Origin of the sequence: Gandjariella thermophila, assembly GCF_005405885.1 — a bacterium.
Lineage (GTDB): Bacteria > Actinomycetota > Actinomycetes > Mycobacteriales > Pseudonocardiaceae > Gandjariella > Gandjariella thermophila.
Genome location: NZ_BJFL01000002.1, coordinates 264,682 through 279,804, shown reverse-complemented (window position 1 = coordinate 279,804; position 15,123 = coordinate 264,682). Strand labels below are relative to the sequence as shown.

19 protein-coding genes and 1 pseudogene are annotated in these 15,123 nt (G+C 73.5%); 10 read left to right on the top strand and 10 right to left on the bottom strand.

Features of this window, described 5'->3' with window-relative positions; all coding sequences use genetic code 11:
• Positions 1 to 35: 35 nt before the first annotated feature.
• Positions 36 to 572, bottom strand: a complete 537-nt coding sequence (locus tag FFT21_RS03280; protein ID WP_137812344.1) for a TetR/AcrR family transcriptional regulator — start codon at positions 570 to 572, stop codon at positions 36 to 38.
• 185 nt (positions 573 to 757) lie between these two features.
• Between FFT21_RS03280 and FFT21_RS03275 the strand changes: the two genes are divergently transcribed.
• On the top strand, positions 758 to 2,200 hold the full coding sequence (locus FFT21_RS03275; RefSeq protein ID WP_371856702.1) for an MFS transporter: 1,443 nt from the start codon (positions 758 to 760) through the stop codon (positions 2,198 to 2,200).
• Here FFT21_RS03275 and FFT21_RS03270 read toward each other — a convergent pair.
• Both FFT21_RS03270 and FFT21_RS03265 read right to left on the bottom strand, forming a co-directional pair.
• Positions 2,172 to 2,342 carry a hypothetical protein gene (locus tag FFT21_RS03270; RefSeq protein WP_225978059.1) on the bottom strand — a complete coding sequence of 57 codons (171 nt, stop codon included), beginning with the start codon at positions 2,340 to 2,342 and terminating at the stop codon, positions 2,172 to 2,174. The genes FFT21_RS03275 and FFT21_RS03270 overlap by 29 nt on opposite strands.
• A 42-nt stretch (positions 2,343 to 2,384) precedes the next feature.
• Positions 2,385 to 2,810 carry a nuclear transport factor 2 family protein gene (locus tag FFT21_RS03265; protein ID WP_137812204.1) on the bottom strand — a complete coding sequence of 142 codons (426 nt, stop codon included), beginning with the start codon at positions 2,808 to 2,810 and terminating at the stop codon, positions 2,385 to 2,387.
• Between the two features lie 297 nt (positions 2,811 to 3,107).
• On the opposite strand from FFT21_RS03265, the gene FFT21_RS03260 reads away from it, so the two are divergent.
• Entirely contained in the window at positions 3,108 to 3,596 is a 489-nt protein-coding gene (locus tag FFT21_RS03260) for a hypothetical protein (RefSeq protein WP_137812203.1), read from the top strand.
• Here FFT21_RS03260 and FFT21_RS03255 read toward each other — a convergent pair.
• On the bottom strand, positions 3,563 to 4,018 hold the full coding sequence (locus tag FFT21_RS03255; RefSeq protein ID WP_137812202.1) for a hypothetical protein: 456 nt from the start codon (positions 4,016 to 4,018) through the stop codon (positions 3,563 to 3,565). The genes FFT21_RS03260 and FFT21_RS03255 overlap by 34 nt on opposite strands.
• A 293-nt stretch (positions 4,019 to 4,311) precedes the next feature.
• On the opposite strand from FFT21_RS03255, the gene FFT21_RS28735 reads away from it, so the two are divergent.
• From FFT21_RS28735 to FFT21_RS03245, 3 genes are all read left to right on the top strand, one after another.
• Positions 4,312 to 4,476 carry a hypothetical protein gene (locus FFT21_RS28735; protein WP_153816530.1) on the top strand — a complete coding sequence of 55 codons (165 nt, stop codon included), beginning with the start codon at positions 4,312 to 4,314 and terminating at the stop codon, positions 4,474 to 4,476.
• A gap of 171 nt (positions 4,477 to 4,647) precedes the next feature.
• Entirely contained in the window at positions 4,648 to 5,166 is a 519-nt protein-coding gene (locus tag FFT21_RS03250) for an ATP-binding protein (protein WP_137812201.1), read from the top strand.
• Between the two features lie 475 nt (positions 5,167 to 5,641).
• Positions 5,642 to 6,934, top strand: coding sequence for a hydroxyacid-oxoacid transhydrogenase (locus FFT21_RS03245; RefSeq protein ID WP_137812342.1), 1,293 nt, complete (start codon positions 5,642 to 5,644; stop codon positions 6,932 to 6,934).
• Positions 6,935 to 7,038: 104 nt separating this feature from the next.
• Here FFT21_RS03245 and FFT21_RS03240 read toward each other — a convergent pair whose 3' ends face one another.
• Positions 7,039 to 7,599, bottom strand: a complete 561-nt coding sequence (locus FFT21_RS03240) for a hypothetical protein (RefSeq protein WP_137812200.1) — start codon at positions 7,597 to 7,599, stop codon at positions 7,039 to 7,041.
• Between the two features lie 389 nt (positions 7,600 to 7,988).
• Between FFT21_RS03240 and FFT21_RS03235 the strand changes: the two genes are divergently transcribed.
• The 3 genes from FFT21_RS03235 to FFT21_RS03225 all read left to right on the top strand — a co-directional run bounded on the left by FFT21_RS03235 (position 7,989) and on the right by FFT21_RS03225 (position 10,570).
• Positions 7,989 to 9,581, top strand: coding sequence for an ArnT family glycosyltransferase (locus FFT21_RS03235; protein ID WP_137812199.1), 1,593 nt, complete (start codon positions 7,989 to 7,991; stop codon positions 9,579 to 9,581).
• Between the two features lie 133 nt (positions 9,582 to 9,714).
• Positions 9,715 to 9,921, top strand: a complete 207-nt coding sequence (locus FFT21_RS03230) for a hypothetical protein (protein WP_137812198.1) — start codon at positions 9,715 to 9,717, stop codon at positions 9,919 to 9,921.
• A 136-nt stretch (positions 9,922 to 10,057) separates the two neighbouring features.
• Positions 10,058 to 10,570 (top strand): metallophosphoesterase family protein, encoded by a 513-nt coding sequence (locus FFT21_RS03225; protein WP_137812197.1) that lies wholly within the window; start codon positions 10,058 to 10,060, stop codon positions 10,568 to 10,570.
• A 9-nt stretch (positions 10,571 to 10,579) separates the two neighbouring features.
• Here FFT21_RS03225 and FFT21_RS03220 read toward each other — a convergent pair whose 3' ends face one another.
• The 5 genes and pseudogenes from FFT21_RS03220 to FFT21_RS03200 form a co-directional block, all read right to left on the bottom strand.
• Complete coding sequence (locus tag FFT21_RS03220; protein ID WP_137812196.1) at positions 10,580 to 11,389, bottom strand: patatin-like phospholipase family protein; 810 nt, start codon at positions 11,387 to 11,389, stop codon at positions 10,580 to 10,582.
• Positions 11,390 to 11,486: 97 nt separating this feature from the next.
• Positions 11,487 to 11,702: an Rv3202a family protein gene (locus FFT21_RS03215; RefSeq protein WP_137812341.1), complete on the bottom strand. Its 216-nt coding sequence runs from the start codon at positions 11,700 to 11,702 to the stop codon at positions 11,487 to 11,489.
• A gap of 39 nt (positions 11,703 to 11,741) precedes the next feature.
• A complete protein-coding gene (locus FFT21_RS03210) occupies positions 11,742 to 12,311 on the bottom strand; it encodes a YbhB/YbcL family Raf kinase inhibitor-like protein (protein ID WP_137812340.1) in 570 nt (189 codons plus the stop codon).
• A gap of 124 nt (positions 12,312 to 12,435) precedes the next feature.
• Positions 12,436 to 12,620, bottom strand: a pseudogene (locus tag FFT21_RS03205) (ChaB family protein); the annotation flags it as partial.
• Between the two features lie 363 nt (positions 12,621 to 12,983).
• Positions 12,984 to 13,181 (bottom strand): DUF2795 domain-containing protein, encoded by a 198-nt coding sequence (locus tag FFT21_RS03200; protein WP_137812195.1) that lies wholly within the window; start codon positions 13,179 to 13,181, stop codon positions 12,984 to 12,986.
• A 121-nt stretch (positions 13,182 to 13,302) separates the two neighbouring features.
• Between FFT21_RS03200 and FFT21_RS03195 the strand changes: the two genes are divergently transcribed.
• Together FFT21_RS03195 and FFT21_RS03190 are read left to right on the top strand one after the other, a co-directional pair.
• A complete protein-coding gene (locus tag FFT21_RS03195; RefSeq protein ID WP_137812194.1) occupies positions 13,303 to 14,415 on the top strand; it encodes a CapA family protein in 1,113 nt (370 codons plus the stop codon).
• Positions 14,416 to 14,449: 34 nt separating this feature from the next.
• A complete protein-coding gene (locus FFT21_RS03190) occupies positions 14,450 to 14,875 on the top strand; it encodes a PPOX class F420-dependent oxidoreductase (RefSeq protein WP_137812193.1) in 426 nt (141 codons plus the stop codon).
• The last annotated feature ends 248 nt before the right edge of the window (positions 14,876 to 15,123 follow it).

Sequence of the window (15,123 nt, the reverse complement as noted above, 5' to 3'; positions counted from 1 at the left end):
CCGTGCCCGGAGGGGTCGCGCCGGCGGGGCTCCCGCTAGCCACGGAGGCCGTCGAGCAGCACGGACAGCAGCCGGTCGGCGTCGTCCGGAGCGTGCTCGGTGGCCACCGCCACGCCATGGCAGAGGCGGAGCACGTCCGTGGGCGTCACGTCCGGCCGGATCGCGCCCGCCTCCTGGGCGCGGGTCACCACCGCGGCCGCCGCGTCTCGCAACGTGGTGTGGCACCAGGCGAACGTCTCCGAGTCGCGGTCGACCACGGCCTTCAGCGTGGCCGCGAGGCCGCGCTTGAGCGTGGCGAACCGGACCTGCTCGGCCAGCCACGCCACCAGCGCGTCCGCCGGCGAGAAGTCCTCGAGTAGTTGGTACGCGCGCGCACTCAGGTCGGCGATCTCTCCCCGGTACACCGCCTCCACCAGCGCCTCACGGGTCGGGAAGTGCCGGTACAGCGTGCCGGGACCGACCCCGGCTCGCCGGGCGATGTCGTCCAGCGGCGCGTCCGGCCCCTGCTCGGTGAACACGTCGCGGGCGGTGGCCACCAGGCGCTCGTAGTTGCGCCGGGCGTCCGCGCGCATCGGGCGGGGCGCGCCGCTCGGAGGGTTGGTCGCGGGGTCCGTCGCCACCGAGGACCTCCTCACACCAGTGGAATCGGAGACTCTCTCCGAATAGGCTTGCGCAACCGGAGGCGGCCTCCATATGCTACCCCCGACCGATCCGGAGACGTTCTCCGGTTTTCTCTCCCCACCGCTGGAGCACCTCCTTGAGCCAACAGACCCTGACCGTGGGCGACGCCGCGGATGCCAGAGAGCGGGTGACGCCGCGCCCGCACCGCCTCGCCCTGCCGGTCCTGGTGACCTGCCAACTCATGCTGATCCTGGATGCCACGGTGATGAACGTGGCGCTGCCGCGCATCCAGGCCGACCTGCACTTCTCCCCCACCGGGCTGTCCTGGGTGCTCAACGCCTACACGCTGGTCTTCGGCGGCCTGCTGCTGCTCGGCGGCCGGGCCGGCGACATCGTCGGCCGCCGCCGCATGTTCATCGCCGGCACGGCCGTGTTCACCCTCGCCTCGCTCGCCGGCGGGCTGGCGACCTCGGCCACCTGGCTGCTGCTGTCCCGTGTCGCCCAGGGGCTCGGCGCGGCCGCGGCGGGACCCAGCACGCTGGCCCTGATCAGCACCACGTTCACCGACCCGCGGGAACGGGTCCGCGCACTCGCGATCTTCTCCGGCGTCGCCAGCGGCGGCTTCGCCATCGGGCTCGTCGTCGGCGGCCTGCTCACCGAGTTGCTGTCCTGGCGGTGGGTGATGTTCATCAACGTGCCGTTCGGCGCGGCGGTCACCCTGCTCGCCGGCCGATTCGTGGCCCGCCCGGAGCGCAACCCCGCCCGGCTGGACCTGCCCGGCGCGGTCACGGCCACGGCTGGAGTGGCGGCACTGGTGTACGCGTTCATCCACGCCGCCACGTTCGGGTGGGGTGACCGGGCGACCCTGCTCGCCCTGGCCGGCGGCGTGGTCCTGCTCGTGGCCTTCCTGCTGATCGAGGCGCGCAGCCCGGAACCGCTGATGCCGCTGCGGTTGTTCGCCGACCGCAACCGCGCGTCCGCCTACCTCAACTTCTTCCTCGGCCCGATGGCCATGATGTCGATGTTCTTCTTCCTGACCCAGTTCCTCCAGGAGATCAGCGGATTCGGGCCGCTGACCACCGGCTTCGCCTTCCTGCCCATGGCGGCGGCGCTGTTCACGATGACCCGACTGATCCCTACCCTGCTCCCCCGGTTCGGGCCCAAGCCGCTGGCGGTGACCGGCACCCTGCTGATCATCGCGGGCCTGGGCTGGCTGACCCGGCTCAGCCCGGCCACCAGCTACCTGCCCGGCCTGCTCGGCCCGATGCTGATGATGGGCGTCGGCATTGGCCTGGCGTTCTCCCCGCTGAACGTGCTGGTCATGTCGTCGGTGCGGGCGCAGGACGCCGGCGCGGCCGGCGGGGTGCTGCAGACCATGCAGCAGGTGGGCGCGACGCTCGGCCTCGCCGTGCTGGTGACGATCTTCGGCACGGCCACCCGGCACGCCGCCCGGGGCGCCGGGGTCACCGCGCAGCACGTGCTGGTCACCGGCATGACGGAGGCGTTCACGGGGGCCGTGGTGTTCGCCTGCTGCAGCCTGGCGGTCGCACTCACCTTCCGCCGGCCGGCCAGCATCTGACAGCCTGTTCCGGAGCTGGACCGACCATCGAGTCGATCTTGCACACGTACACGACGTCCACCCCGTCCAGCACCGCGACGTGCGCGGTCTCCCCGCACTCGGCGGCGACCTGGCGGGCCACCAGCTCACCCTCGGCGGCCAAGTCCAGGTCCTGCTGGTAGTGGTAACCGAACAGGCCCCGGGGTTACCGGCCGCTCGGCGCGTTGTGGAGGTAGGCCAGTTCCTGCTCGCGGTGCCGGATGCGCCAACCGGCCTCGGTGCGCACGAAGCGGTCGACGTACCACAGCCCGACGAACATCACCTGGCCGTCGAGCACCATCGGGTTGTGGCACATGGTGCGGCCGGTCGCGGTGTCCCCCGCCAGTTCGATCTTGCTGGCCGCCACCAGGTGCTGCGAGGCGGTGAAGTGGGACAGCGCGTCGGCGAGGAACGCCTTGATGGTGGGCAGGTCGCCGTGGGCGCCGCCGGTGGCCCGAAAGTCGATCACGGCGTCCGGGGTGAACACGTGGTCGAGCGCGTCCCAGTCGCGACGGTCGACGGCGTCGCTGTAGTCGACGAGCAGGTCCTGGATCTCCAGCCGGTCCGACAGTTCCCGCAGTGACTTGGTCATGCCTCACCCTCCGCCGCACCCGCGCCCGGTCCTCCGGCGCGCCTGCCGCCACAGTGGCAGCGGTTCCCCGACGGCGTCGAGAGCCGGGTGCGGGCGCGACGCCCGGGTGAGCCCGGGTCACCAGTGGTGAACCGGCGACGGGTGGCGCTCGGGCGTGGGATAGAGCCGTCGGGTGCGCGCGGGCGACGAAGACGTCCAGCGCGGAACGGGAGCGCCGGGCGAGGTCGCCACGCGGCGCCCGGCCACCGGCCCCGCGGCGCGCTGGTGCGGTGCCGGTCCGCCGGGCAGGCTAGGCCCATGGCACCGCCGCAGTTGCCGCCCCGCTCGTCGGCCGGTCGGCCACCCCCGCCGGAGCGGCTTCGTGCGGCGCTCCGGGAGGCCTGGCGTGGCCTGGAGCGTGCCGAATGGTCGCCGAGCGCGGCCGACCGGCGCGCCGCCGGGGGCGTGTGGGCGGCGTTGCGCCCGCCGCTGACCGAGGTGCTGCCGACCGTGGACGCGCGAGTACAGCGGGTGCTCGCGGCGCCCGCGGTGTTTCGCGCCGCCGCCGGCCATCCGGGGCTGTCCGCGCCGCTGGCGGCGGTGTTGCGGGTGGCCGCCGACGACGTCGAACTCACCCATCCTCGGCTGGACCCGCTGGATGCGGCGGTCCTGGACCGGCGGCTGGACCAGGAGTCGCTGCTCGCCGAGCTGGGCGAGGCCGGGTGGGCGCTGGTCGTCGCGGAATCGTGGCTGGACGACGCGCTCGGGCTGCTCTACCCGATCGGCGCAGGCGATTCGGGACCGTAGCGGGTGCCGCGCCCGTTGGGCATGCGCACCCCCGCATCGGCGCCGCCGTCCTCACCGGGCGGCTCGGGCCCGACGAGGGTCGCGGTCGGCGCCGCCGGCCACGCCACGCCCTCGCCGCGCGAGGGCACCAGCGGCACCCCCTTGCCGTCATGGGAGATCAGCCACGCGACGACCGCCTCCCGCCGGTCGGGGCCGCAGACCCACCATCCCGGCTGGCAGGACACCACGCTGGTGACCCGTTCACATGGGCGCAACTCCAGGAAACCCGGCTGGCGGCAGGCCGGCACCAGACGACCCAGCCGCGAGTCGACGACGAGGGCCTCGCGCGCTCCGGAGAATGCCTCGACCTCCCGCTCGTCCCACCCGTGCGGCTGTTCGGCACTCTCGAATACCGCGTACCACCCGGTTTTCGAATACCTCACATCGCCAGTGTGCCGCAATAGTCGGGTTGGCCGGCAATAATCCGAACGGATACACGATAAGCCCAGGTAGCATCCCCCTTGTCGCGGCACCCCAAGCACGTGCGGTGACCATGGCGCGGGTGTGGCCTCGCCCGAATTCCGCAATGCCCGGCGGCTGTGGTGGGCGCGGGGCGAACCCGGCACCCTCCCGATGCGTCTGGGAAGTGGGAATGCCGTACACCACATCGACGCGGAACCGGTCGCGAGCGAGATCGGCACGCCCTAGCGTGGCGGCGTCGAATCGGAGGTTGTTCATGAGCAAGCAGAAGAGCGAAGACGAGTCCGCGGCGGACCCATCCGCTCACGGGGGCCCGCGCCACGCGGCGCCGGAGGGCGCGGGAGTGCACCCGCTGATCGATCTGTCCCGCGACCCCACGCCCGGGGTGGCCGACCACTCCGCGCCGGACGAGGAGGACTGACTGGCCCGGAGCGCGTAACCGGCCCCGCGGTACCACACCGCGGGGCCGGTTACGCAATCGTGACATGCGCACCCCGGACCTGCCCGGCGTCGCCCAGGCTCCAGTTGGCAAGATGCGGCTTTCGGGTGAGGCTTGCAGCCTGCACATGGCGCGACGAAGGAAGGGATCCCGGTGAACACCCACACCACCCAGGTCGACGACCTTCAGCTGATCGCGCAGCCCAGCGCCGTGAAGTGCGCCGACATGTTCGTCCGGTTCACGCTCAGCGAGTGGTCCCTGCGGCCGCTGGCGGACGAGGCGGCGGAGGTGGCCTGCCGGTTGGTGCAGGCCACCGTGGACGGCACCGGCTCCGGGACACCCGGATTCGTCACCGTGCGGCTGCGGCTGCGCGGCGACAGCCTGGTGGTCGAGGTGGAGGACGACCAGCCCGCCTCGGCGGCTGGCCAGCCGCCCGCCCTGAACGGCCGGCGGGTGGACATCGTGCACAAGGACCACCGCGGCAAGGTCATGTGGTGCGAGCTGCCGTTGCCGGGCGGGGTGAACGCCTCGTCGGTGCCGCTGCCACACCGGGAGCCGCGGCGCTCGCCGGCCGCGGAACGCCTTGCGGACGAGCCACCCGGGGTGGACCCGCACGTCATGGAGCGCATCCTGGCCGGGCTGAGCCGCTCCGGCGAATCCCCGGTGGACTAGGCGGCCCCTCGCAGGTCAGGCCTCCACGGCCCGCTGCGGGTCGGCGAAGCCGACACGGACCACCGCACGCGCGGCTAGCTGGTCCGCGTCGAACCTCCGACGTCCATGCCGCCGTCACCGCCTCGGCCGGACACCGACTCGTCCGGCCGCTCGACGCCGGCTACGACGAGGTCTACGTCCAGCAGATCGGGCCCGAGCAGGACGCGTTCTTCCGGTTCTGGGAGGAACGGGTGCGGCCGGCGCTGCCGGAGGCGGTACGCGCGGGACGGTAGGCCGCCCCGCCGCCGCGGCGGCGGGTTCGCTGAATCGGTGGAGCGCCCGTCCGGATATCGCGGGCGCGGGCGGAAAGGAGGACTCCTTCATTGACCCGGAACAATCCGAGTGCGACGGTGATCCATATCCGCGCGCCAACGCCGTCGACGTGGAGCCACACGATGTGGCACCGCAGAGCAGCTACGCCTGGCTGGGGGGTGCGGTGACCGCGAACGTCAACCTCACCGAAGAGACGATCTTCACCTGGGGCGCGCCGCCACTGAAGTTCGGCGCCGGAGCCGCCGACGAGATCGGCTTCGAGCTGTCCCAGTACGGGGTCAGCCGCGTCCTGGTCATCACCGATCCCGGGGTGTCGGCCGCGGGCGCGCCGCACCGGATCGTGGACACGATCAAGCGCTACGGCATCACCGCCGAGGTGTTCGACGGGGTGCACGTCGAGCCGACCGACGACAGCCTGAACAAGGCCGCCGGCTACGCGATCGAGCAGGGCCCGTGGGACGGCTTCGTGGCGGTCGGCGGCGGCTCGTCGATCGACACCGCCAAGGCGGTCAACCTGCTCACCAGCCATCCCGGTGCGCTCATGGACTACGTGAACAAGCCGATCGGGCAGGCCAAGGCGCCGCCCGGGCCGCTGAAGCCGCTGATCGCGGTGCCGACCACGGCGGGCACCGGCTCGGAGAGCACCGCCATGTGCGTCATGGACATCCTGTCCATGCGGGTGAAGACGGGGATCAGCCACTGGCGGCTGCGGCCGACCATGGCCATCGTCGATCCGCTGCTCACCATGACGCTGCCGCCGGAGGTCACCGCGTCGGCCGGGATGGACATCGTCTGCCACGCCGTGGAGTCCTACACCGCCAAGGACTACCGCGCGTTCGACCGCAAGCGGCCCGAGCAGCGGGTCACCTACTGCGGCTCGAACCCGGTGTCCGACCTGTGGTGCGAGAAGGCGATGACGCTGCTGGCCAGGTCGTTCCGCACCGCGGTCCGCGAGGGCGAGACCAATGTGGACGCCCGGATGGACATGATGATGGCGGCGACCTTCGCCGGCATGGGCTTCGGCAACGCCGGCGTGCATATTCCGCATGCCAACGGTTACCCGATCGCCGGCATGGTGCGGGACTACGTTCCCGCCGGGTATCCACCGGACGAGCCGCTGGTGCCGCACGGCCAGTCGGTGTCGCTGACCGCGCCGGCGGCGTTCCGGTTCACCTTCTCGTCCGCGCCGCAGCGGCACCTGCGGGCGGCCCGGCTGCTCGGCCCGGACACCGAGGAGCAGCGCGATCCGGCCGAGCAGCTACCCCGGGTGCTGATCGACCTGATGCGGGACGTCGGCATCCCCAACGGCATCGGTGCGGTGGGCTACGGCGAGTCGGACGTGCCCGATCTGGTGCCGGGCACCATGAAGCAGCAGCGGCTGCTGTCGACCTGCCCGCGCCCGGTGGGCGAGGAGGACATCGCCGGCATCCTGCGCGAGTCCGTGCGGAACTGGTGAGCGGATACCGGTGGCATCACACGGCCACCGGCACGGGCAGGCCCGGCGGCGGACTGAACCGTGGGCCCGGCCCCGGTCGGCAGCCCGTTGACCGGGCGAGCAGATCAGCGGCGGGCCCGGGCGCGGTCCTGGCGGATGATCCGTTCCCGCCCGATCCGGTCGGTGACCAGGCCGATCAGCCTGCCCGGCGCCACCGGGCCGTAGATGCGGTAGGTCACCCCGCGACCGTCGACGGTGCGCACGGTGAGGGTGGCGCGCAGGAAGCGCTGGTCCACCCAGATCCGGCTGATCGACGCGCAGTTGACCACGTACCGCGGCGTCTCCGGCGGCATCTGCCGCATCTGCCGGGTGCGGTTGACCGGCCGGCGCAGCCGGCGCCGGATGCCGAAGAAGTCGTCCAGCAGCCCCGCGGCCTCGCCCAGCGCCCGGATGCACAGCCAACCGGCCAGCATGCCGACGGACACGATCGCCGGCAGGTACCACAGCCACGGCCAGCCGCTGAACACCTGGTAGAGCAGGAAACCGAGCACGGTGACGCCGAGCGAGATCCACCACGCCCTGATCAGCCAGCCGCGGAAAACCTCCCTGGTCACCGGCGAAGGCACCGACGACCAACTGGTGGACAGGAAGCGCAGGCTGACTCGCCCGCCGTCTTCCTCCCACACGCCGTCGATCGTGGTGACCGGCTCCGTCCGGATCCCCCCACCACGCGTCATTCGCCCCAGCAACCTATCCCCCACCACGGTGCCGATCGTACCGTGCCTCGGACTGGTCACTTCCCCGAGCCGGAGCGCCCGCGGGTTCGACCCGCTGGGGCGGAGAGCGCGTCGTAGGCGCCGGGTGCCACCACGGCATACCCGACCCCGGGTCGGGTGAAGTGTTGCGCCCGCCTCGGTGAGGTGTCGGGCCACGCCGGGGCGGGTATGCCCAAGCTCGACCCGCCGGCACCCAGGCTGTGCCGTACCACCTGCGCCGGAGCGGTCCGAGTCGTCGCCGGACCGCCGGCCGCGGAGCGCGGGTGCACCGTTCGTGCTTGGGGAAGAAGGGGTGGCGCATGCCGCACGGGAGTCTGCCGGCGTGGTTTCGTGCGGCGGCGGACGGTGGGGCGCTCGCCACCCGCCCGCCGTCGGCGGTGGCGGCGCGGCACCCGGCGCCCACCGCGGAACGCCCCGTCGCGGTGTCCAGGGCGCCGGTGTCCTGGTCGGCGGTGCTACCCGCGGCGGTGGGCGTGTTGGCCGTGCTCGTCGCGCTCAGCCCGTGGTACGGCTACTACCGGGACGAGCTGTACTTCCGGATCCTCGCCGCCCACCCGGGCTGGGGATACGTGGACACTCCCCCGCTCACGCCGCTGCTGGCCCGGGCGGGGATCTGGCTGTTCGGTGACACCGTGACGGCGGTGCGGATCCCGGCCGCGCTGTGCACCGCGGTCACCGTGGTGCTGGCCGCGCTGATCGCCGCCGAGTTCGGCGGCCGGCGCAGGGCGCAGGTGTTCGCCGCGCTGGGCACCGCGACCGGGATGTACCCGCTGCTGGTCGGGCACACCCTGCTGACCAACAGCGCGGACCTGGTGGCCTGGTGCGCGGTGTGGTTGTTCGCGACCAGGGCGCTGCTGCGCGGGGACGGCCGCTGGTGGCTGGCCGCCGGCGTGGCGGTGGGCCTGGCCGTCTACGACAAGCACCTGGTGCTGCTGCCGGCGATCGGAATCCTGGCGGGGCTGGCGGCCGCCGGCCCCCGCCGGCTGCTGCTCGACCGCCGGCTGCTCGTGGGCGTGGCGCTGGCCCTGCTGATCGGGCTGCCCAACCTGCTCTACCAGGCGGCGCACGACTGGCCGCAACTGCGCATGGCCGGCGCGATGGCCGCGCAGAGCGGTGGGCGCAACCGGCTGCTGGCGTTGCCGGGACAGCTCGCACTGATCGGCGTCCCGCTGGTACCGGTGTGGCTGGCCGGCCTGATCGGCCTGCTCCGCGACCCGCGCTGGCGTGCCGTGCGGGCGCTGGGCGTGGCACATCCGGTCGTGGTGGCGGTCGTCATGCTCACCGACGGGCGGATCGACTATGCGGCGGGCACCCTGGTGCCGCTGCTGGCCGTGGGCTGCGTCCGGCTGGAGGCATGGTTCGCCCGCCCCGCCGGGAGGCGCCGGATGGTCGTCGCGGTCACCGCCAACGCGGCGCTGTCCACACTGTTCGTGCTGCCGGTGCTGCCGGTGGACCTGCTCGGTCGAACGCCGGTGCCGCTGGTGAACCCGGAGGCGCGGGACGGGGTGGGCTGGCCCCAACTGGTCGCCCAGGTCGCCGCGGTGTACCAGGGTCTCCCGCCCGACGAGCGGTCCGGCGCGGCGGTGCTGACCAACGACTACGGCGAGGCGGGCGCCGTGGACCGGTACGGCGGCGAGCACCACCTGCCGCCGGCCTACAGCGGGCACAACGAGCTGGCCCGCTGGCTGCCACCCGAGTCCGCGAACGCCGTGGTCGCCGTCGGGATCGCGCCGGAACGGCTGGCGGCGGCGTTCGACCGGTGCACCGTGGCCGGCAGGGTCGACCTCGGCGCCGCCGTGCGCAGCGACGAGCAGGGCGTGCCGATCACGGTGTGCGACGGGCGGCACCTGCCCTGGGCGGCCGTGTGGCCGCGGTTGGCCAACCTCCACTGACGGCCGCGCCCGTGCCGCCGTGGCGCCCCCGGCGACGCACCCGCGGTGCGCGTCGCGGAACGGGCGCCGAGCGGCCCGCCGCGCAGGGTTAGGGCGCCGCGCGGACCGGGAAACGCAGGCATAGGGCAAGCAGATGGAAGGCGACAACATCCAGCGCCGGGCCCGCGCCCGCGAGGCCCGGAAACGGGAGGGCGTCGAGCCCAGCCGGGCACAGGTGCCCCTGGGCGCGTCCAAGGAGCGTGGGCACCGGCCGCACGGCGCCAGCCACGGCGAGCGTGAGCGCGCGGCCGAGTGTGGCAAGCAGCGTTCCGACGTCGACAGGGGCCCCTCCCGCCGGTAGCCGGCCCGCCGGCGACCGCGTCCCAGCCGGCGCATCCGGCGCCGCACGGCATCCCGAACACCCCGGCAAGCCCAAGGGCGACCGGACGAGCGACGGAACGTCGTAACGCGAACATGCCCGGCGAACAATGTCCGGCATGCGACTACTGCTGATCGCCGACACGCACGTGCCCACGCGGGCGAAGGATCTGCCCGACGAAGTGTGGCGCGCGGTGGACGACGCAGACGTGGTGGTCCATGCCGGCGACTGGGTCGAGGCCGACCTGCTGGACCGGCTCGAGGCGCGCTCGCGCCGGTTGATCGGGGTGGTCGGGAACAACGACGGACCGGAGCTGCGCGCCCGGCTGCCCGAGGTGGCCCGGGCCGAGCTGGGCGGTGTCCGGCTCGCCGTGGTGCACGAGACCGGCCCGTCCGCCGGCCGCGGGCTGCGCTGCGATCGGTTGTTCCCGGACACCGACGTGCTGGTGTTCGGGCACAGCCACATTCCGTGGGACAGCGTGACGCCGCGGGGCCTGCGGCTGCTCAACCCGGGCTCGCCCACCGACCGGCGCCGCCAACCCCGATGCACCTACCTCACCGCGGAGATCCGCGACGGCGCCATCAACGACGTGGTGCTGCACCCGCTGCCGCTGCGACCGCCCCGCCGGTGATCCGCGGGGTCAGGCGGCCTGCGGGCGGTGGCTGTGCAGCCACTCGCGCACCAGCCGCTCGCCCTCGTCGATCAGGGCGCGCGTGTTGCGGAAGTCGAACGGGTTGGCACGGCCGAGGCTGGGCGCCGGCAGCACGTACACCCGGTGGCGCGCCACGGCGACCTCGTTCGCCGACGCGCGGCCCAGCAACTGGCTGAGCGCGCGCAGCGCCACCGGCCCGGCGCCGCGCGGCACGGACTCCGGGTCACTGGGGCCGATGGACGGCAGCACGTAGCTGGTTTCCGCGCCCAGCGCCTCGGCCTCGAGCACCGGGGTGACCGAGGCGATCCCCCCGTCGACGAAACGCCGCCCGTCGATGTCGACCGGCGGGAACACCCCGGGCAGCGCGGTGGTGGCCAGCAGCGCCCGGACCGCGGGCCCCCGGGACAGCGTCACCGGATCCCCGCTGGCCAGGTCGGTCGCCACCACGTACGCGGGCAGCGTGAGCTCGCTCAGGTCGGTCCCGCCGAGTTCGCGTTCCAGCAGGCGGCGCAGCGCCCGGTTGGACGCCACCCCGCCACCGAGGCCGACCAGCGCGGGCAGCAGGTCCTGCGCGGTGACCGGGAAGACGTCCCTGCGCTTGACCCGGGACCACAGCGTCTCGAGGTGGTCGATGCCTGCCGCGGTCGGTTCCAGCGCGAAGCGCACCGCGTTGATGGCGCCGGCGGAGGAGCCCACCACCAGGTCGGCCGCGACGCCCGCCTCGGTCAGGGCGCGCAGCATTCCCACCTGGGTGGCGGCGATGCTGCCGCCACCCTGGAACACGAACGCCGTCTTCATGTCTATTTCAACGTTCGACGCCCGCAAACCTATCCCGGCCGGGGCTGTCACCGTGGTCGCTGGCGCCCCACGACCCCCACCGGCCCCGCCCGTCGCGCTAGTACTCCTCCTCGTCGTAGGGCACGGCGCGGCGTTGCTCGGCCACGTCCGCCTCGGCGGCCTCGGGCTCCTCGGCGGGTGGTTCCGGTTCCTCCTCCGGCACCGCGGGCCGCCGCTGCTCGGCCACGTCCGCCTCCGGGGCCTCCGGCTCCGGAAGCGCCTCGTCGGCCTCGGTCAGCTCGTCCGGCGGTTCATCGGAGATGTCGTGGTTCATCACGGTCACCCCTCGCGCTTCTCCGGGTGGGACAAGTCTTCAGCGCGCGAACAGGCCGACCAGGGTGCCGGTGGCCAGCTCGTGCCCGCTGACCGCGGCCCGCAGGTCGTCGGCGCTGGGCGCCGGGCCCAGATCGAGCGGCCGGTCGCTGGCGTAGAGCCGGAAGAAGTAGCGGTGCGGCTGGTCGCCGACCGGTGGCCGGGGACCGCCCCAGCCCCGCCGGCCGAAACCGTTGCGGCCGACCACGGCGCCCTCGGGCGGCCGGCCCTCGGCGATCCCGCCGGTCTCCGGGGAGATGCCGGCGAGCACCCAGTGCACGAACGTCCCTCCGGGCGCGTCCGGGTCCTCGCAGACCAGCGCCAGCTCCCGGGTGCCCGGCGGCAGGTCGGCCCACTCCAGCGGCGGCGAGGTGTTCCCGCCCTCGAAGGAGTACCGGTCCGGGATCACGGCGTGGTCGCTGAACGCCGAGCTGCGCAGCACCAGCCCGCCGGCGTGGGGCTGGGCGAACTCGTCGGCGGAGGGGTCGTCGCGGCTGGTTCCACGGGTGCCGCGCGGCCTGCCGGCCCGGTCGCCGGGACCGACCGGCTGGGGCGGGTTGTCCCGCTGCAGCTCCGCGTTGGCCGCGTCGTCGGCCTGCTCGTCGGGTACGCCGCGGTGCTCGAAATCCTTGCGCAGGTGGGTGCGGCGGACGTCGTAGTGGTGGCTACCTGGGCGCGGCATGATGGATCCCCTCCTTCCGCGGCTCCCAGTGGTCGCCCACCTTCTCGAAGGAGTGCTTCAGCGCGGCGAAGGCTGTCTGGGGGCACGGCGCCCCTCGCCGTAGTTCTGCACCGCGGAGTCGTGTGCCTTGATCCACGTGCGCTGCGCCTTCGCCGGCGAGCGACGAATCGTGCTGGGTAGCTCCTGCCGGCCAGGCATGGCATCCGCCTCCCTCGCCTTGCCGTCGTTGCAGGTCCGACTCTTGTGTTACCCGCGAGAGCCAGCGGGACAAACCGTGCGGCCCGGGGCGTGCCCGCCCGCGGTGGCGGGTATGCCCGGGGCAGGTCGGCGCGCCGCCCAACCATGGCGGCCGGCCACCGTCCTACCAGGAGGCCGCAGCGACCACGATCGAGGCGACGATCGACGTCGACGTGCCCCAGGCGGTCGCATACGACCGAGCACCGGCGGCCGGAGGGTCGGGCGGCCGAGCCGGAGGGCGAGCGGCGGCCGGACGACGCGGGCTGAACCAACCCCACACACGCGTAGTCGAGGGGCAACGCCCCCGACTACCCGGTGCCCTGCTCAACCGCTGTGCGCGATCTCCTTGCTGATCGCGTTGGGCCCGTTGTACCGGCGCTCCGGAATGGACCGCAGCGCGTCGAGCACCTGGCGGTCCGCGCCGTGCTGCTCGGCGTGCCGCACCAGGTCCTCCTTGCTCGCCGGGTAGTCCACACCGGACAGGAACTTCTGCACCTGGATCGGCGTCGGTTGGTTTGCCATCTCGTCACCTCCACGTCCGCCGGCGGCGACAGCGCCGTCGGGCGAGTCGCCCGCTGTCGCCTGTGGCCTACCCGATGCGCGGCGGGGTTGAACCCGGCGCGCCCCCTGGCACAGTGGAGGCGTGGGACCGCGTGCGGTGCGGCTGTTCCTGTGCGGCGACGTGATGCCCGGCCGGGGCGTCGACCAGATCCTGCCGCACCCCACCGATCCGGCCCTGCGGGAGATCGCCGTCGACGACGCGCGGATCTACGTCGGCCTGGCAGAGGCGCGCAACGGACCGATTCCCCGGCCGGTGGACTTCGGCTGGCCGTGGGGTGAGGCGGCGGGTGTGGTGGACCGGATGGCGCCCGACGTGCGGGTGGTGAACCTGGAGTCCAGCGTCACCGACGACGGCGTTTTCGCCCCGGGCAAGGCCGTGCACTATCGGATGAGCCCGGCCAACCTGCCCTGCCTGGCCGCCATCCGGCCGGACGCGTGCGCGCTGGCCAACAACCACGTGCTGGACTTCGGCGTCGCGGGGCTCACCGACACCCTGGACGCGCTGGCCGCGGCCGGGCTGGCCGGCGTGGGCGCGGGGCGGGACGCGGGCGAGGCGTGCCGGCCGGTGGCCGTCGCGGTGCCGGGCGGTGGGCGCGTGCTGGTGTTCTCCTGCGGCATGCCGTCCAGCGGGATCCCGGCGAGCTGGGCCGCCACCGCGGACCGGCCCGGCGTGCACCTGGTCCCGGACACCTCCGAGGCAAGCGCCGACGACCTCGCCCGGCGGGTCGGGGCGACCCGGCGACCCGGCGACGTCGTGGTCGTCTCACTGCACTGGGGGTCCAACTGGGGCTACGAGGTGCCCGCCGACCACGTGGCGTTCGCGCACCGGCTGGTCGACGCCGGCGTGGACGTGGTGCACGGCCACTCCTCGCACCACCCGCGCCCGATCGAGGTGTACCGGGGCCGGCTGGTGCTCTACGGGTGCGGCGACACGATCGACGACTACGAGGGCATCGACGGTTACCGCGAGTACCGGGACGACCTGCGGCTGCTGTATTTCGCCACGCTGTACCCGGACACCGGAGCGCTGGCCGAGCTGCGCATGGTGCCGATGCGGGCGTGGCGCATGCGGCTGGTGCCGGCACCACCCGAGGACGCGGCGTGGCTGCGCCGCACGGTGCAGGAGGCCAGCCGGGAGTTCGGCACCCGGATCGGGGTCGACCACGATGGAACGTACACGGTACGTCCGGCGTGAACGCCACCGCCGCGCTGCCCTACAGTCGCCTGGCATGGCATCGATCAGCGATCCCGACGTCCGCGCCTTCCTGGAGCACGGCAGCAGGACCGGGAAGCTCGGCTACACCGCCCGCGACGGGCGGCCGCTGGTGACGCCGATCTGGTTCGTCGTGGAGGGCGACGAGATCGTGTTCAACACCGGCGGGAACACCGCCAAGGGAGCGGCGATCGCCCGCGATCCCCGGCTGACGCTGTGCGTCGACCTCGAGGAGCCGCCGTACGGGTTCGTCCAGGTCCAGGGCACCGCGGTGACCTCGGAGGACCCGGACGAGCTGCTGCGCACGGCCACCCGGATCGCCGCCCGGTACGTGGGCGAGGAGCGGGCCGAGGAGTTCGGCCGGCGCAACGGCGTGCCCGGCGAGCTGGTGGTGCGGCTGCGGCCCACCCGGGTGCTCGCCAACCTGGACGTCACGGCATGAGACGTCGCCGCGCCACCGGCGCTACCGGCGGCGGGCGATGCCGCGGACGAACGCCGCCTGCCCCCGCGGACCACCCCGCGGACCACACCGCGCACCGCCTCGCGAATCCGGCCGAGCCCGTCGATCAGGACATCCGCGCTGGTCGTCACGGCGACACCCCCACGTTCTCGTTCGCGGCCGAAGGCCTCCTCCCGCACGCTACGCGACACCACCGACCGAGCATGACCGGCCGCGTGCACGGGTAGCGC